The sequence below is a fragment of the Shewanella jiangmenensis genome (assembly GCF_018596335.1).
In the GTDB taxonomy this organism is placed as follows: domain Bacteria; phylum Pseudomonadota; class Gammaproteobacteria; order Enterobacterales; family Shewanellaceae; genus Shewanella; species Shewanella jiangmenensis.
In genome coordinates this window covers 1-16,653 of sequence record NZ_JAHEPS010000006.1, presented here as the reverse complement: position 1 = coordinate 16,653, position 16,653 = coordinate 1, and the positions used below count along the sequence as shown (strand labels likewise).

The following is a 16,653-nucleotide window of genomic DNA, read 5'->3' as shown; positions in this document are numbered from 1 at the left end:
AGAGTCCTTCAAGCTAAGGCGTCTTCTGCCCTGCGAGTTCTTCCAGCTGTCCACGGCGCGAAGTATACCAACACCCAGCGAGGAATTACAATTTTCTTTCACTTTTGTTGCTTCAATTTGCGACAAAAGGCCGCTTTTTCGCTCAATAAACGCGCAATCTGAATATTTTCCTGAAAGTCTTTCATGTTTAACCCCGCTTATATGGCATTTCTCTTAGCGCTGGCTTTTAGCAACCAATCGGTCTAGGCACTCGGCAAATCGCGGTGCTATTAGTTAAAAGTCAACAGCAGGAGACTGTCATATGAATGCGCTTATCGACTTTGAAGCTGAACGGCTGGCTGCTCTCATAGGACGTGGAGATGTACTGGGGATACGGATGTTTATGGAACACATGCAAATGCCGCTGGATGTACAGGACAGGCTTTGTAATGAAATGAATAGTTTAAGTAGTGATAGAACCAGGATAGCCTCCTGGCTTGAAGATCATGGCCAATCGGCGATCCCTGAGCGGCTGGCGTACTGACGAGCGCTCTTAACACCAGCACGCCAAGCCCAATGAGTGCAACAAACAACACCGCCAAGCGGCGAACACAGGCCGTGCATCCTGCACGGCTTTTTACTGCCAAGCATGGGCCGTCAGCGTTACGTTACGCGCAGCGCCATGATGACCCGTTAAGTCAGTTGCGCTCCTGAGCTGTCTCAGTTTTTCTGAAATGCAGTACTTTCAACGATTTTTCTTCATCTATGTCGGCATACACAGGCGGATTGGCAACGCGGCCAATAAACTCAAGGGTCGGCGCCGTTTCTGCCACCTGCGACAGCAAAAACTCGCTGCCAAGCTCTGGTGCGTTCAGGCACAGCAACACATCGCCGCCCGGTGCCACCAACTCAGGCAAGCGGCGCAGCAAACGCACATAATCCTTGGTCGCAATAAAGCTGCCCTTTTGGTTACTTGGCGGATCGGCAATCACCAGCTCATAGGGCCCCATGCGCGACAGTTTGCCCCAGGAATTGAAAATATCGTGGCCAAGAAACTGTGCCCCCGAGGCAACAGCATTTAAGTGATGATTTTGCCGTCCAATAGCAAGCGCCCCCTTGGCCATATCGATATTCACCACCGACGCCGCGCCGCCTGCCAGCGCCGCCACCGAAAAGCCGCAGGTATAGCTGAAAAGATTGAGCACCTTTTTACCACTCGCCTGCTCGCGCACAAAACGCCTGCCCTCGCGCATATCCAGAAACAGCCCGTGGTTTTGGCCGCGAAGCAGATGCACCTGAAACTTAAGCCCCATTTCGCTGATGATATGGGTTTCAGGCAAGGCGCCGCACAAAAGCTCGGTGCGGGTTCCGGCGCCGCTGCGGTACTGATACACAAGGTTCAGCGGCGCATCCGGCGTATTTTGCTCACGCTGACAGCGATGCCAGAATGCTGTGATGGCATCGCGAAGCGCGGCAACCGACGCCTCATCGAGCTCTTTAAAGGATGTGAGCAGCAGCGCCGGCTCAAACCAATCGAGACACAAATGCTCAGCGCCGGCAACGCGGCCGCCGCGGCCATGGAACAGCCGCTGACAGTCTTCAGTCAGGCTCGCGGTCGCTAAAAAATCAATAAACCCCTGCATGGGCACCTCTTAAAAAACAACGGGCGGCAAGGCCGCCCGCATCAAAATCTGTAGCTTACGCCTGCTCTTTGTCTGACGTACTGGCTTTAAGCTCACCGTCCACATCGTCCGCCAGCATAATCGCAAGCCAGCGGCCGCTGTCGCTGCTCTCAAGGGCAATTTTGACAATCATGGTCAGCGGCACCGACAGCAACATGCCAACTGATCCAAGCAGCCACCCCCAGAAAATCAAACTGAGGAACACCACCAGAGTCGATAACCCAAGGCCACGGCCCATGAATTTGGGCTCAATCACGTTCCCCATCACCATGTTGGTTCCAAGGTAAAGGAGCGCCGTACCACCGGCTGCGGCGGGGCCAAGCTGAATAAAGGCCAGCAGGATAGCGGGAATGGCGGCGATAATCGAGCCGATATTGGGAATGTAGTTAAAGAGGAAGGCAATCACGGCCCAAAGGAGCGCATAATCCACCCCGATAAAGCCAAGGCCAATACCGACAATGGCGCCGGTCGCAACGCTCACCAGGGTTTTAATCACCATGTACTGGTTAACCGACTGCAGAAACTTATCAATTTGCTGCAGCCGCATATCCGGGTCATCCAGCGCCAGGTGCAATTTTTTCGGCAGCGACTGGGCCTCAAACAGCATAAACACGATGGTGAGAATGATAAGGAACAGGTTCGCCATCACGTTGCCGACACCGGAGAGCATATTGGTGGTCATCGACAGCGCCATGCCCGGGTCAAAATAGGCCAGCACCTGCTCTTTTGAGATTTTGATATTGAAAGTATGCAGTTTTTCAAGCACCCAGCCAAACTGGGCAATTAGCTGGTCGCGGTATTGGGGGAGCTGCTTGGAAAACTCATTGACGGAGCTGCCCACCAAAGTCGCAAGCCACAGGCCAACCATCACGATAAACACCATCAGCAGCAGCACTGCAAGCCACTTGGGCACCTTAAAGCGCATCATGCCGCTTATCACCGGATTACAAATCACGGCAATAAAGGCCGACAGCACAAAAGGCACCACGATAGGGCTTGCCGCTTTGATACCAGCCAGGATCACCACCACAAAGGCCATAATCGCAAAACCACGGAAGGCAACCGAGGTCTTTTCGAGGGGATTAACCAAAATAAAATCCTTCTATTTCAAGCGAAACTTGTTACCCTTCCCAACATCCCAAATGAGCAAGTTGACACGGCTATGAAATCAGAGATCGCCACCATTCGCATCAAAAATCTGCGTCTTCGTACCCACATCGGCATCAAAGAAGATGAGATCCAGAATAAACAAGACGTTATCATCAATGTCGTCATAGCATACCACGCGCTCAAGGCGCAGCAGAGCGACAATATGGACGATGCGCTCAATTACCGCACCATCACCAAACGCATCATCGCCCTGGTAGAGGACAACCGCTTCTCGCTGCTTGAGCACCTCACGGCCCGGGTGCTTGAAATCGCCAGTGAACACCCCAGCGTCGAAGAAGCCAGCGCCGAAGTGGACAAGCCCCACGCGCTGCGATTTGCCGATTCGGTGTCAATGGAACTTCGCTTCAAACGTCAGCACTGATCCCGCAAGCCCATTCTGCGGTATATGCTTGTAGTAAGGGACTATTCGGGAGCCAAATATGAAAATCCTGTTGACCGGCGCTACCGGCTTTATCGGCCGCCAACTGGTGGCCTCGCTTGGCGGCCAACAGCTGACCATCATCAGTCGCGATTGCGGCGCGGCGGCTGAGCTACTTGGCGATGAGCACAGCTATCTTAAAAGTCTGGATAAGCTTGATAACCTCAATGGCTTCGATGCGGTCATTAACCTGGCCGGCGAGCCCATAGTCGGTAAGCGCTGGAGCGATGAGCAAAAAAAAATCCTCTGTCACAGCCGCTGGGACATCACGTCCCTGCTAAGCGCCCTTATCCAGCAAAGCGACAACCCACCGGCGGTGTTTATCAGCGGCTCGGCGGTCGGCTTCTATGGCGCCCAGGGCAGTGACCGTTTGACGGAAGATGCCACGCTGAGCGCTGCCCAGCGCTCGGAATTTACCCATAAGCTGTGCGCCAAGTGGGAGCAACTTGCGCTCGATGCCGGCAGCGACCAAACCCGGGTGTGCGTGCTTCGCACCGGCATAGTACTTGGCAAACAGGGCGGCGCGCTTGCCAAAATGCTGCCGCCATTCAAACTCGGCCTTGGCGGCCCCATCGGCTCCGGTCATCAGGGCATGAGCTGGATACACATGGACGACATGGTCGGCCTTATCCGCTTTTTGCTTGGCAATCATGACTGCCGCGGTGTATTTAACGCCGTCGCCCCCAATCCGGTCAGCAGCGCGGTTTTTGCCCATTCCCTCGGTGAAGTGCTGCATCGCCCGGCCGTATTGCCCGCCCCCGCCTTTGCCATGAAACTTATGCTGGGTGAAGCCTCAACCCTGCTGCTTGACGGCCAGTTTGTGCTTCCCGACCATGCCGTGCGCATGGGCTTTGGTTTTCGCTTCCCCAATCTGCGTCAGGCGCTGGAAAACCTGCTTTAACCGCCGCTTTCCTGCACAGTAAAAAGGCGCCTCGCGGCGCCTTTTTTGTCTTATTCCTGTGCCCTTAACAGCGACAGGCAGCTTCGCGATAAAAGCTCGCGGCAGCGCCAGTAACCGAGTAAGGCCACCAGCACGGCGCCAAGCACAGGCGCTAAAAACCACCAGTGCGGATGCCAGTTCACGTTAAGCTCAAACACCCAGGTTTTGAGCATAAACAAAATTGCCTCGGTCACCACGGCAGCAACCAGCCCCGCTACCGCACCAAGCACGGCAAATTCCAGCGTGGTGGCAAGCCTGAGCAGCCGCCCGCCGGCGCCAAAGGTGCGAAGCACCGCAAGCTCTCGTTGACGTACCGACATACCCGCCTCGGTTTGCGCCCACAGCACCAGTGCACTTGCCACCATCACCAGTGCCAGCACCACCCCAAGGGCAAGCGACACCTGAGCGACAATATTGCGAAGCTGCGACACCATGGCGCCCACATCCAACACCGAGACGGTCGGGAAGCGTTTGATAAGCTCAACCACCTGCTGGCGGCGCTCATCGGCCAGATGAAAACTCAGCATCGAGGTATAAGCAAAGGGCGACAGCGCTTCTTTGGAGAAAATCATAAAGAAATTGGGCTGCAAGGTTTCCCAGCGCACTTCCCTGAGGCTGGTTACCCGCACATCAAGACTTAGATTATCAATCACAAAGGTAAGCTTATCGCCAAGCTTGAGCCCCAGACGCTCGGCCACCTCGGCCTCTACCGACACGCCATCCACGGCGCCGTCAAATTCACCGGCGAGCAGCTGATTATTGGCCGGCAGACTGTCTCGCCAGGTCATATTCAGCTCACGGCCAATACCGACACGGCCCTGTGCGCCCTCTTCTGCCTGACGATTGGTGATAAGCGCTTCGCCGTTGATGGCCGATAACCGGCCGCGGATCACCGGATAAATGTCAGTGCTTTGTATTTGATTGTCTGCCAGAAACTGCGTAAGCGGCGCCTCGTCTTCGGGGGCGATATTCACCAAAAAGTAATTGGGCGCGCCTTCAGGCAGCTGACGCTGCCAGTCTTCCAGCAAATCCTGCCTCAGGGCAAAGATGGTCAGAAGCAGCACCATGGCGGTGGCAAAACCCACCAGCTGCAGCGCATTTTGCGCGGCGCGGCGCCTAAGCCCCGCCAGCGCAAGCTGCAGCGGATTGGTGGTTTTAAGCCCGGCGCCGTGGCCTAAGCGGATCATCACAAAACCAAGGGCAAACAGAATAAGCCCAAGCAGCAAGGCGCCGAGCACCACAGTAGCGGTAAGCGCCAGTGAGCGTGAGTAGGCAAAACCGAGCAGCGCCATCGCAGTAAGGCTGAGCAGTGCATGCAGCCACACGCCAACGCCGCTGCCGGTCAGCTCACGCTGCAGCACCCTAAGCGGCGGAATCGCCAAAAGACGCAGCAGCGGATAGGCCGAAAACATCAAGGCACTCACGCTGCCGGTCAGCACCCCAAGCAGCACAGGGCGCAGCAGCGGCGCGCCGTAACTGGCAAGCTCTTGCGGTAAAAAGGTGGCAATCACCGCATCCAGCATAAGGCCACCTGCGAGCCCCAGCACCACACCAACCGCGGTGACCAGCGACAGATGCAGGGCAAAAATACGGCGGATCTCCGACGCCGACGCGCCGAAGGTTTTGAACATGGCGACCACATCGTAATGGCGCTGGCAGTAACGCTGCGCCGCAATGCCGATGGCGGCGCAGGCAAGTGCAATTCCAAGCAGGCTTGAAAGCAGCAAAAAGCGTTCGGCCCGCTCCACCGCACCGGCAATCGGCGAGTCGCCGCTTTTCACATCGCGCAGGCGCTGAGAGCTGGTAAGCTCGGCTTTCATCAGCGTATCGAGGGCTTTGAGCGCCTCTCGGCTGCCGGCAAACTGGTACAGATACGTCACTCGGCTGCCCGGCCCCACCACCTTGGTGGCGGCAACATCAGCCATGTTCATCAGCACCACAGGCGACGAGGCAAAGGGATTGAAACCACCATCGGGCAGACGGCGGATTTCCTTTGCAAGCGCAAACTTAGCCTCGCCGATTTCAATCTCATTGCTGCTGCCAAGGAGCGCCGTCAGCCGCCCTTCAAACCACACAGTGCCCTGTGCCGGCAAGGCCTTGGTCGGGCCATCGGCAAGCTCAATTTCGCCCTTGAGCGGATAGCCGTCACCCACGGCGCGCACCGTAACCAGCTGAAACGCCTCGTTCGACCAGGCCATGGAGTTAAACACCAGGCTGTCGGTACGCTTAAGGCCAAGGCTGTCGGTTTTGGCAAGCAGTTCAGGGGCAAGGGGGGCTGGCGAATCGATAATGCGATCGGCGGCGCTGAACTTGGCCGCTTCGCCGTTAATCGCCACCTGCAGCCGCTCGCTCACCCGTGCAAGGCCGGTCACGGCAAGCACTGCCAGCGCAATGGCAAACACAATCAGGAGCAGCTGCCCCTGCTTAAGCTCGCGGTAAAAAAGCCGCAGCGCGAGGGAATTCAGCATGCCGCCTCCTGCAGAGCCTGAACTTCTCTCTCATCCGCGGCCGCTTCGACTACTGCATCTTTTGCAGCAGCTGAGGATGTGGTTTCACTGAGCTCACCCTCAGTCATGGTAAATTGCCGCTCGCAGCGCAGCGCCAGCTGATTATCGTGGGTCACCAGCACCAGCGTGGTGCCAAGTTCCTTATTGAGCGCAAACAGCATGTCGGCCACCCGGTGGGCGTTGCCGCCATCAAGGTTGCCGGTGGGCTCATCGGCAAAGAGCACGCTCGGTTCGCAGATAAAGGCACGGGCAATGGCGACCCGCTGCTGCTCGCCGCCGGAAAGCTGCTTGGGCAGATGATGCAAACGGTGCGACAGCCCCACCCGCTCCAGCATATTCAAAGCCCGCGCCTTGGCGTCTTTGATGCCGGCAAGCTCGGCCGGCAGCATCACGTTTTCCAGCGCAGTCAGGGTGTCGACCAACATAAAAGATTGAAATACAAAGCTGACTTTCTTTTTACGCAGCGCCGCCTTGGCTTCTTCATCCAAACCCGACAAGGGGCTGCCATCGAGCCAAATTTCACCGGATGAGGGGGTATCGAGCGCCGCAAGCAGCCCAAGCAGGGTCGACTTGCCTGAGCCTGAAGGCCCAATGATGGCCACCGACTGCCCCGGCTTGACTTCCATATCCACCCCTTTCAGGATAGTGAGCTCTCCTTCCTGGGTTTGAACCTGCTTTGTTAACTGGACGACTTTAATGGCGTGGTGCTTGGACATGATTTCCTGTTTCCGTAACGTAATTGGCAAAGGCCTCTTGGCCGCGCTGCTGGCATTGAGCGTAATGGCATTCCCCCTGAAAGCCGAGACTATATTAATCCTCGGCGACAGCCTGAGTGCAAGTTACGGTATGGAGGAAAAAGACGGCTGGATCAATTTACTGCGCCCAAGACTTGAGGGACACACCTTGGTTAGCGGCGCCGTGAGCGGCGAAACCAGTGCCGGCGGCCTGCGCCGATTGCCCGCCCTGCTTGAGTCTGCCAAGCCTGACGCCGTGCTGGTCATGCTGGGGGGCAACGATGGCCTGCGCGGTTTTTCACCGGCAGAGCTGAAAAAGAATCTTACAAAAATCATCGACCTGAGTCAGGCGTCCGGGGCGCGGGTGCTGCTCAGTGAAGTGATGGTGCCGACCAACTACGGCCCGCGCTACGCCAAAGCCTTTGCCGAAGTTTATGCCGAGCTTGGTGCCCTGCCAGGCGTCACTCTGATGCCGTTTTTTATGACCGGCATCATTACCGACCCTCAGCTGATGCAGCGTGACGGCATCCACCCCAATGAGGCGGCGCAGCCCAAAATCGCTGATTTTATGCAGCCCTGGTTTGTTTCTGTGCTGGAAAATCGCCCCAAAGCTTAAGGGAAGGTGCGAATAAGTCCCGTGCTTGCTCTGCGTGAGTTTACAGCGGATAGATGCAAGGCAGAGTTCGCACGCTCTTAAGGTAAACTTAAGTATTATCCTTATTACAAAGGTGTTTAATTTGTTGCTGGCCCAATCGCCTTACCCTTAAAATTCAGGCGATTGGCCGACAGATTGCAAGGAGCATCAGATTGAAAACCCCGTTTCGGAACCCACTTTTTTCTGGCCGTAACCGGTTGTTGACCACAGCGCTGCTGACAGGTCTTGCCGGAGTGATAAGCCCGCAGGCGCTGGCGACCTCGCCGCCGATGCCAAACCCATTCAATGTCACTGTGGATGACCAATTCGACTGGCTGCTGCTGACCTCAAACGAATTGCTCAAAGGCGAAATCAAAAACCTGTACGACGACAAACTCGAGTTTGAAAGCGACAACCTCGACACCCAGTATTTTGACTGGGAAGACGTAAAAGCGCTCAGAAGCGCTGGCAAGGTGTCGGTGGGATTTGTGGATTTGAGCACCAAAACCGGCAAGCTTGAAATTGTTGACGGCAAAGCCTACCTCGATGGCATGCCGTTCGAGCGCAGCCAAATTCTGACTATTATTCCCGGCACCCAGCGCGAAGCCAATTACTGGTCGGCCAAGGCCAGCCTCGGCGCCAACCTGCGCTCAGGTAACACAGATCAAATCGACTACACCGCCAGTGCCAACGCCAGACGGCGCACCACTGAGTCGCGTTTCAATGCCGATTACCTTGGAAAGTACGCCAAAAACGACGGTGAAAACACCGCCAATAACCACCGTATTACCAGCAGTTTTGACTGGTTTATCAGCCGCCAGTTTTATTTGCGGCCGGTGTTTTTGGAATACTACAAAGACCCATTCCTCAACATTGACACCAAGCTGACCCTCGGCGCGGGTCTGGGTTACGACATCATAGATAACTCCCGCACCGAATGGACCATAGGTGGCGGCCCGGGTTACACCTATACCCGCTTCAGTGAGGTTAAGGCCGGCGAATCCGACACCGAAGGCACAGCCGCCTTTGTGGTAGACACCCGCTTTGAACATGAGCTGACCGACGATATCGACCTTAACGCCCGTTATCAGATGCTCTACGGCAGCGAAGAAGCCGGTGGTTACTCCCACCATGCCCTCACCGGCATTTCCATCGACCTCACTGACATCTTTGATTTGGACGTGTCGCTGGTATGGGACAGAACCAACAACCCTCGGGAAAACGCCGATGGCACAGTCCCCAAAAGCGATGACTATCAGCTGATTATCGGGTTTGGCGTCGATATTTGAGGCCTGAATCACAAAGGGAGCAAATTGCTCCCTTTTTTGTTGCCCTGACGCTCCCCACGCTCGGGTTTTTAAGCAAAAACTCATACACAGGGAATAAAGTGAACAAAAACCTGCTTAAGAACAACATTTCTGCAGCATTTCCCCGTTAGGATCGCTGCAACGCAACCAGAATCTGGTTCATGTACCCAAGGAGTGATTATGTCTTTCAACCATCAGCAAAAGGTCTACCTGCCAACGGACGCCCGTACCAATCAGTACATTACGGCAGAGATCAAACTCACGGACGCCCTGCTGAGCCAATATCCCGATTACCTGAGCTGTTATCAGGCGCTGGCAAGACAGTTTTTTGAACTGGCCGATCGCCATAACCTGCGTAACGTGCATGTCATCGCCAACGATAAACTCCCCGTGGTGCGCTTCCACACCGAAGCCTACTGCCTGGAGACTGAGCAGCAGGTCATTTTCTTCTACAACCCGCGCTACCACGAGGCGCAAAACCTGTTTGCCCGCGCCGACTACCGTACCCGCAAAATCCGCTTTTTGTTCCTTGCAGTGGGTGACGAGCTGCGCGCCAACTCCGCCTCTTTCCACACCCAGGTGCAGGGCCTGCTGGCCGAGTTCGCCCCGAAACTGGCACTGGAGCAGCCCATCAAGGTGCGTGACCACCAGCACCTGACCTACGATCTGTTTGCCCGCGCCAAGGGCAACAAAAAGACCTACGGCTTTAAACTGCGCGGTATTCCACAGCGCTACAAGGCCCGTGGCTGCGCCCTGCCGGACGATGTCAGCGCCCTGAGTTATGTCACTGTCACCCTGCCACTTGGCCGTCGCCTCAAGCAGCGCCTTGGCAACGAGAGCCTTGGCGATTACACCAAGGTGTACACCCGCCTGCAGGACAGCTTTAAAAAAGCCGTGCTCGATCATAACTTTAAACGCGCTGCCATGGTCGCCAACGGCCTGCTGCCGCTGGTTCGCAACTCTAAGTTTGACCGTTTAAGCACCGACAAAGGCGTGCAGATGCTGGGCTTTGACCCAAGCGCCGCCGAGCCGCAGTTTTTGTCACACTGGAGCGGCACCAATCTGGTGGAAACCGCCTACTTTGTGATTGCCGCCGGTAAAGAAGATCACACCGACGCCGGTTTCGGCCGCTTCCTCAACGAAGTCGAAGATGCGCTGCGCCAGTTTGCCACCGACATCGACCTCGATGGTGAGCGCCAGGATCTGGTGGTGCGCTTCCATCAGCACATCAGCTACAAACGCTAATACGCACTTATCGCTGAGCGTTAAACACTTAGCGGAAAAGGAGCCCTCGGGCTCCTTTTTTATTGCCATCAAAAAGGCCAAATCTTGCCCCTTGCCAAGCCCATATTGCGATGATAATAATGAGCACGTCGTTCAATAATTAAAACAGGAAGCACACAAATGACCGCCAGTGGGATTAGCTCAGATGCAGTAGAAACCTTTATGAGCGTCGAGCGAAGCTATTTTATCGAGCGCAACCCCAAGTCACGTGAGCTTGCAGAGAGAGCTCGGCAATCCCTCTATGGCGGCGTACCCATGCACTGGATGGCCGATTGGTCGACCCCGTATCCGCTTTTTGTGCAAAGCGCCAGCGGTGCCCGCTTTACCGATGTCGACAGCCATGAATATGTGGATTTCTGCCTTGGCGATACTGGCAGCATGTTTGGCCACTCGCCTGCGCCTGTGGCCTCGGCGCTCGCCCGCCAGTCCACCCGGGGGCTCACCACCATGCTGCCGGGGGAAGATGCCATAGTGTGCGGCGAAATCTTAAGTAAGCGCTTTGGTCTGCCTTACTGGCAGGTTACCGCCACCGCCACCGACGCCAACCGTTATGTGCTGCGCTGGGCCCGCGCCATCACCCAAAAGCCGGTGCTACTGGTGTTTGATGGCTGCTACCACGGCACAGTGGACGATGTGATGGTACGCGACCACGGTGGCGAGACGGTGCACCGCCCGGGGCTTGTCGGCCAGGTGTATGATTTAAGTCAGTACAGCCGCGCCATCCCTTTTAATGATGAAGAGGCGCTGGAGCAGGCGCTTAAACAGGGGGATGTGTGCGCGCTCTTGTGCGAGCCCGCCATGACCAATATCGGCATGGTGCTGCCAGATGACGGCTTTATGCAGCGCTGCCGTGAGCTCACCCGTCAATATGGCGCCTTATTTATTGTTGATGAAACCCACACTATCTCCACCGACATCGGCGGCTGCACCCGCCTGTGGAGCCTGCAGCCCGACTTTTTTGTGATGGGCAAACCGGTGGCGGGCGGCGTGCCCTGCGGCGTATTTGGCTGCAGTGAGGAAATGAGTCAGGCGATGCAGGCAGCCAAGGCGCGTATCAATCAGGCCGCTCAGTCGCCGGAGGGTGACAGCCACGCCCACGGTCACAGCGGCATGGGCACCACGCTGTCGGCCAACGCGCTCGCCATGCACTGCATGCGTGCCAACCTCGAAGAAGTGATGACCGACGCCGCCTACGAACACATGTTGCCGCTGGCCAAACAGCTGGCGGCAGGATTCAGGCAGGTTATCGCCAAACACGACCTGCCCTGGTCGGTAACGGAGCTCGGTGCCCGCTGCGAGTTTCAGTTCTGCGCCAAACCGCCCCGCACCGGCGCCGAGGCCGAAGCGGCGTTTCACGATGAGCTGCAAATGGCGCTGCACCTGTATCTGATTAACCGCGGCATTCTTATCACCCCGTTTCACAACATGACCCTGTGCTGCCCGGCCACCACGCCAGCCGACGTAGACAGGCTCATCCAAACCCTCGATGAGGCGCTCACGGCGCTGCTGGCCATCCCGGGCGCGCGTAGCTGAAGCAACATCCGTAAAAAGGTGGTGGGCCCACTCCCAACCGGGCCTGCCACCGCCCTTCGCTTTATTTTATTCCATGCAGTATACGCAGTACCCCGCTTTGGTCTTGGGCCTATGGGTGCGATAAGCGGTGGCAACGTGGTAAGATCGCGCCATTCATCGAATTTTGGATAACCGAGTTTGGCACGGACCTTGGCGAAACGCGCGCTGCGTCTTTTCGGGATAGTCACCTGCATCCTGCTGCTTGTTATCGCCTCGGGCGCGGCGTTTTTGTGGTTTCAGGGTAAAGACTATGTGTTGTCCCTCGCCCGCACCGAGCTTGCCAAATCCGGCGTCACCCTTAATAGCCTCGCCTGGAAACTTGAGCCCCAGGGCATCACCTTAGAAAACCTGAATCTCGATATCGAAGACAGCCGGTTGCAGCTTCAAGGCCTGCGAGTCACCTTCGACCAGCGACTGAGCACCCTTGCCCTCGACGCCGCCAAAGGCTATTTCTCTGGCGAGTTAAGTGTGCCCATGCCGCAGTCCATCGCCCTTGACCAAAGCTATGTGTTTCTTGGCAGCCGCTCACTGCAGGCCGCCAGCAGCCAGCAGGCGAGCGATCGCGCGGCGCTGGCACTTAACATGGACAAGCTGCCGCTGATTGCCCTTGGCCCGGTGATGATAGACACCGCCGCCGGCAAACTGCTGAAACTCGATTATCTGTCACTGACCTCGGCGCGGGAGCTTCATGGCCGCATCGCCACCCCAAGCGATGATAAAGTGCTGGAGCTTGATGCAACGCTTGGCAAAAGCCGCTGGCAAAGCAGCCTTGAGTTGTCGCTGCCGGGCGCCCACAAACTGCTGCAGCACCTGGCCAATTCCAAACTGCCCATTGATGATGCCAACCCGCTGGCGCTGTTTCTTAAAACCCAGCGGGAGCTTGATAGCTGGCTTGCCCCCGTGCCTGACGGCGACATCCGGGTGCAAAGCAGTCTTGAGCTCACAACCGGCGCATTTGATGCAAACTTTTCATCCCACGGCCTGAGCCTTTCGCTCACTGCCCTCGAGCCTCTTAAACTCAGCAAAGCGCTTAAGCTCGATGTGGCCGATACCCGCCTGAATGCCCATGTGGTGGATGGCGTAACCACGCTAAACCTAGGCAGTTTAACCTTAAGCACCCGTCTTGATGGCGCCGAGCGCCGCGCGCTGGCATCCCTGGCATCCTCAGCATACGTGCCAGAGGGCGCCGCAGCGGCCACAAACGATGTTATGCTCTGGCTCGAATCACTGGAAAATGCCCTGCTTGGTGCAAACCTTAGCAAAAACAAGCCTGCCGATACCCCCTTAAGCCTTGAGTTTGCCCTGCCCCAAGGGGCTAAGTTTAGCCGCGACAGCAACCAAGGCTTCACGCTCGATGCCGATGCGGTTGTTATGAATGCCGCCCTTGGCGACTGGCAGTGGCAGGTGGCGGGCACAGGCAAGCTCTTGCAAGGCGAAAGCCCTGGCTCAGGATTGCACGGCTCAGAACTGGCTGGCCTTGAATGGCAAAGCCCGGTAAAAATGAGCCTTCGCCACCTCGGCGAGCTTGACCTTAATCATCTTGTCGCAAGCCTGCCGGTGCCAGCTGCGGCGCTGCTTGGTAAAAATGCAGGCAGCACAGCCATCACACTCGCAAAGCCTGAGCTAAGCCTTGATGGCAAATTTTCGCTCCATAAAGACGATGCTGAGACTCGGCTGACTGTGGAAGGCACTGAGGCGTGGCTGCGCTTTGCCTCGGCGTCCGCAAGCGCGGCCTCATTACAGCAGCTGCAGCTTGGCCAAACTGAGCTTAAGCTCGGTGGCGCGTTAAGCCTTAACCGCACCGACGCCAACAAGAGCAGCGCCACCAACAGCATCACCAAAAGCACCAGCGAGCAGTCTGAAGCCGCTGAGGCTACTCCAGCGGAATCTCTTAAGGCCGAGTCTCTTGCTGTTGAGTCTGTTGCCAAAAAGGCGTTGACCGAGCTTGCGCTCGCCGATCTTAAGCTTGGTATCAACATCAAGGATATCCGCCTAAGCCACAAGTCTTCCTCGCCCGAGCGACAGCTTAATCTCGAGCTTGGCAGCGCAAACTGGCAGCTTCGCCAAACGGCACCTCAACACCAAACGCCGCTAATTCTGTCCTTTCCTGACACAGCAGCAGAAGCCAACCCCTCGGCGCAATCGCTGATTGCCAAGCTGATGCATCAGCACCCGGCACTGAGCGCAACGCTTGAGATTGAACGGGTTAAGGCGAGCATGCAGGCGCCAAGAAGCGATACCAATAAGCGGCGTAAAACCACCACCCTTCAGCTCGACAGCCTGGTGCTTAACCATATCCTGAGCCTTACACCGGGCACGCTTAACAGCAATGGGGCACTTAGCAGCAATGACACAGTTAACAGTAGTGAACAGTGGCGCATCGGCCGCTATCAGCCGCTCATCCTTACCAGCCAGCATAAGCTCAGCTTGAATGAACGGGGCGCGCCGCTCTCCTTAACAGCAAGCTGGCAAGGCGATAACAGCCTGGGTGACTGGCGAGAAGCGGTCGCCAACATAGCCGGTTACGCGCCGGATGTGCGCCTTGCGGGCGACACCCACTTAAGCGCCAACATCAGCCTTAACTTCCCCGCCAGCACCACGGATATCGGCGTAAATGCCAGATTCGAGGAGCTGTCAGGCACCCTTGGCGATTATCCATTTAACGGCGCCGGGCTGAATGCCAGCTGCAGCCTGCATCAGGATAAACGCCAGAGCGTCAACTTTTTCCTTGGCTGTAAGGATGTTAACTGGAAGCTTGACCGCTTCGCCCCCGGCATAGTGCTTGAGCATATTCAGGGCCAGGGCAGCCTTGAGCTTGAAAGCGCGGACGACGGCACCCTGTCGGAGTTTGATATTTCGCTCACCAGTCAGGGCGAGCTGCTCAAGGGCAAGTTTTTCCTGCCCTATTTTAAGCTGAACCAAAATCAGCCGTCCCATGCCTATCTGGTGTTGACCGGTTTAAGCCTCGAAGAACTGCTGGAGCTGCAACCGGTTGAAGGCATTCAGGCCAGCGGCATATTCGATGGGGTGCTGCCGGTGGATGTAAAGCAGCGCAAAGTCAGCGTCAGCGGCGGACGCCTTGCGGCCCGCGCCCCGGGGGGATTAATTCAGGTTGCCAATAATCCGGCCATCGACGAGCTGGTGTCATCCCAGCCCCACCTGGCGCTGGTGTTTGATGCACTTAAACACCTTGAATATTCAAGCCTTGCCGGCGACTTCAATATGTTGGAAACCGGCGATGCCACGGTGGATATAGAAGTGAAAGGCAAGAGCGAAGGCATTGAACGCCCCATCCACTTGAATTACTCTCACCAAGAGAACCTGTGGCAACTTATTCGCAGCCTCACTGTTGCCGATAAGCTGCAAAATCAGATTGAGCAAAACATAAACTGAGGATTACCCAGTGAAATTAGTCACATCTGGCCTGCTGGCCTCGATGGCGCTGCTGACCACAGCCTGCGCGCCAACGGTCAAAATCGAGCCACCGGACAAGCCGATTGTTATCAATCTCAATGTTAAAATCGAACACGAAATCCGCATCAAGGTCGACAAAGAACTCGACGCCCTGCTCTCCGACGAGCAGCTTTTCTGACAGGACAATGCCATGAAAAGAACTCTGCTGTTTATCGCGTCAGCACTGCTGTCATTCAATCTGTTTGCCATGGATCTGCAGCAAGCCAAGGCTCAGGGCCTGGTCGGCGAGCAGCAAAACGGCTATCTGGGGCTGGTACAGGGCTCAGCTGAAGCCCGCGCACTGGTTGACGACATCAACGCCAAGCGCCGCGCCCAATACGAAAAAATTGCCGCCAAAAACAAAATCGCCACCTCGGATGTAGCCAAACTTGCCGCCGAAAAGGCCATCAAGGCCGCCGACAAAGGCCACTTTGTGCAGGACCCTTCCGGTAAGTGGGTTAAAAAGTAGCCTTTATTTGGCGTTTAGCCGCTAACGCGACTCCCCTGTCCCCTCGTGAGCACGGCTTAGCCTCACGGGGGGACTGCACATTCACTTAACCTTCCCAAGCAAATACAACTACTTGCCAAACACATCACATTGCTGACAAGATGCAGCAATCAAGTTGAAGTCAAGATCTTAGGACGAGGTGATGCATCCTCGCCCCTGCGGTAGCTATGCCTTTGCCGTAAATAAATGGCAGAAAGTCAGTGGCAGGCACACTTTGCCGCCTGATTTGGCGCGGTTTGCCAAAAGCTGAGCGAAGTTAATCAGATACTTTTCTATCACGTTTTGTTTGTAGATTGATATGGACAAAATCGGCTAAGCCAAGGAATAATCTGGAAAATGTTCGGCACGATTTTCATTGGTCTGAGGGCGAAAACGCACCTGTAAGGTAACGGAATGAACTGCTTCATTCCGTTAGTTGAAGCCGAAAGGCCTCCGGCCTGCCACGCGGAGATAAATGAGCTGGCA

Annotated in this window: 14 protein-coding genes; 10 read left to right on the top strand and 4 right to left on the bottom strand. The window is 56.2% G+C overall.

The window, feature by feature from the left end:
• Window positions 1-301: 301 nt before the first annotated feature.
• Window positions 302-523 (top strand): hypothetical protein, encoded by a 222-nt coding sequence (locus KJI95_RS14585; protein ID WP_214507938.1) that lies wholly within the window; start codon window positions 302-304, stop codon window positions 521-523.
• 154 nt (window positions 524-677) lie between these two features.
• On the opposite strand, the gene KJI95_RS14580 is transcribed toward KJI95_RS14585, so the two are convergent.
• Both KJI95_RS14580 and KJI95_RS14575 read right to left on the bottom strand, forming a co-directional pair.
• Window positions 678-1,622: a class I SAM-dependent methyltransferase gene (locus KJI95_RS14580; protein WP_214507937.1), complete on the bottom strand. Its 945-nt coding sequence runs from the start codon at window positions 1,620-1,622 to the stop codon at window positions 678-680.
• A gap of 55 nt (window positions 1,623-1,677) precedes the next feature.
• The gene (locus KJI95_RS14575) at window positions 1,678-2,700 is read right to left on the bottom strand and encodes an AI-2E family transporter (RefSeq protein WP_214508092.1); all 1,023 of its coding nucleotides are present in this window, start codon (window positions 2,698-2,700) and stop codon (window positions 1,678-1,680) included.
• Window positions 2,701-2,823: 123 nt separating this feature from the next.
• Here KJI95_RS14575 and folX point away from each other — a divergent pair, with 123 nt between their 5' ends.
• Both folX and KJI95_RS14565 read left to right on the top strand, forming a co-directional pair.
• Window positions 2,824-3,192: a dihydroneopterin triphosphate 2'-epimerase gene (gene folX, locus KJI95_RS14570; RefSeq protein ID WP_214507936.1), complete on the top strand. Its 369-nt coding sequence runs from the start codon at window positions 2,824-2,826 to the stop codon at window positions 3,190-3,192.
• 58 nt (window positions 3,193-3,250) lie between these two features.
• Window positions 3,251-4,150 (top strand): TIGR01777 family oxidoreductase, encoded by a 900-nt coding sequence (locus KJI95_RS14565; protein WP_214507935.1) that lies wholly within the window; start codon window positions 3,251-3,253, stop codon window positions 4,148-4,150.
• Window positions 4,151-4,200: 50 nt separating this feature from the next.
• On the opposite strand, the gene KJI95_RS14560 is transcribed toward KJI95_RS14565, so the two are convergent.
• Both KJI95_RS14560 and KJI95_RS14555 read right to left on the bottom strand, forming a co-directional pair.
• Window positions 4,201-6,657 (bottom strand): ABC transporter permease, encoded by a 2,457-nt coding sequence (locus KJI95_RS14560; protein WP_214507934.1) that lies wholly within the window; start codon window positions 6,655-6,657, stop codon window positions 4,201-4,203.
• On the bottom strand, window positions 6,651-7,412 hold the full coding sequence (locus tag KJI95_RS14555) for an ABC transporter ATP-binding protein (protein ID WP_214507933.1): 762 nt from the start codon (window positions 7,410-7,412) through the stop codon (window positions 6,651-6,653). Before KJI95_RS14555 ends, KJI95_RS14560 begins: the two co-directional genes overlap by 7 nt.
• 64 nt (window positions 7,413-7,476) lie before the next feature.
• Here KJI95_RS14555 and KJI95_RS14550 point away from each other — a divergent pair, with 64 nt between their 5' ends.
• The 7 genes from KJI95_RS14550 to KJI95_RS14520 all read left to right on the top strand — a co-directional run bounded on the left by KJI95_RS14550 (window position 7,477) and on the right by KJI95_RS14520 (window position 16,149).
• Window positions 7,477-8,046, top strand: coding sequence for an arylesterase (locus KJI95_RS14550; RefSeq protein WP_214508091.1), 570 nt, complete (start codon window positions 7,477-7,479; stop codon window positions 8,044-8,046).
• Window positions 8,047-8,237: 191 nt separating this feature from the next.
• Entirely contained in the window at window positions 8,238-9,353 is a 1,116-nt protein-coding gene (locus KJI95_RS14545) for a DUF481 domain-containing protein (protein WP_250885859.1), read from the top strand.
• 198 nt (window positions 9,354-9,551) lie between these two features.
• Window positions 9,552-10,616, top strand: coding sequence for a DUF3083 family protein (locus KJI95_RS14540; protein ID WP_214507932.1), 1,065 nt, complete (start codon window positions 9,552-9,554; stop codon window positions 10,614-10,616).
• A 159-nt stretch (window positions 10,617-10,775) separates the two neighbouring features.
• Window positions 10,776-12,188, top strand: a complete 1,413-nt coding sequence (locus KJI95_RS14535) for an aspartate aminotransferase family protein (RefSeq protein ID WP_214507931.1) — start codon at window positions 10,776-10,778, stop codon at window positions 12,186-12,188.
• A 189-nt stretch (window positions 12,189-12,377) separates the two neighbouring features.
• Window positions 12,378-15,620, top strand: coding sequence for an intermembrane phospholipid transport YdbH family protein (locus tag KJI95_RS14530; RefSeq protein ID WP_214507930.1), 3,243 nt, complete (start codon window positions 12,378-12,380; stop codon window positions 15,618-15,620).
• Window positions 15,621-15,663: 43 nt separating this feature from the next.
• Entirely contained in the window at window positions 15,664-15,819 is a 156-nt protein-coding gene (locus KJI95_RS14525; protein ID WP_214508089.1) for a YnbE family lipoprotein, read from the top strand.
• Between the two features lie 12 nt (window positions 15,820-15,831).
• On the top strand, window positions 15,832-16,149 hold the full coding sequence (locus KJI95_RS14520; RefSeq protein WP_214507929.1) for a YdbL family probable chaperone protein: 318 nt from the start codon (window positions 15,832-15,834) through the stop codon (window positions 16,147-16,149).
• Window positions 16,150-16,653 lie beyond the last annotated feature (504 nt).

Excerpts from the sequence above, each read along its gene's own strand:
- KJI95_RS14585 (WP_214507938.1), top strand. The coding sequence starts at position 302 with ATGAATGCGCTTATCGACTTTGAAGCTGAACGGCTGGCTGCTCTCATA.
- KJI95_RS14580 (WP_214507937.1), bottom strand. The coding sequence starts at position 1,622 with ATGCAGGGGTTTATTGATTTTTTAGCGACCGCGAGCCTGACTGAAGAC.
- KJI95_RS14575 (WP_214508092.1), bottom strand. The coding sequence starts at position 2,700 with ATGGCCTTTGTGGTGGTGATCCTGGCTGGTATCAAAGCGGCAAGCCCT.
- folX (WP_214507936.1), top strand. The coding sequence starts at position 2,824 with ATGAAATCAGAGATCGCCACCATTCGCATCAAAAATCTGCGTCTTCGT.
- KJI95_RS14565 (WP_214507935.1), top strand. The coding sequence starts at position 3,251 with ATGAAAATCCTGTTGACCGGCGCTACCGGCTTTATCGGCCGCCAACTG.
- KJI95_RS14560 (WP_214507934.1), bottom strand. The coding sequence starts at position 6,657 with ATGCTGAATTCCCTCGCGCTGCGGCTTTTTTACCGCGAGCTTAAGCAG.
- KJI95_RS14555 (WP_214507933.1), bottom strand. The coding sequence starts at position 7,412 with ATGTCCAAGCACCACGCCATTAAAGTCGTCCAGTTAACAAAGCAGGTT.
- KJI95_RS14550 (WP_214508091.1), top strand. The coding sequence starts at position 7,477 with ATGGCATTCCCCCTGAAAGCCGAGACTATATTAATCCTCGGCGACAGC.
- KJI95_RS14540 (WP_214507932.1), top strand. The coding sequence starts at position 9,552 with ATGTCTTTCAACCATCAGCAAAAGGTCTACCTGCCAACGGACGCCCGT.
- KJI95_RS14535 (WP_214507931.1), top strand. The coding sequence starts at position 10,776 with ATGACCGCCAGTGGGATTAGCTCAGATGCAGTAGAAACCTTTATGAGC.
- KJI95_RS14525 (WP_214508089.1), top strand. The coding sequence starts at position 15,664 with ATGGCGCTGCTGACCACAGCCTGCGCGCCAACGGTCAAAATCGAGCCA.
- KJI95_RS14520 (WP_214507929.1), top strand. The coding sequence starts at position 15,832 with ATGAAAAGAACTCTGCTGTTTATCGCGTCAGCACTGCTGTCATTCAAT.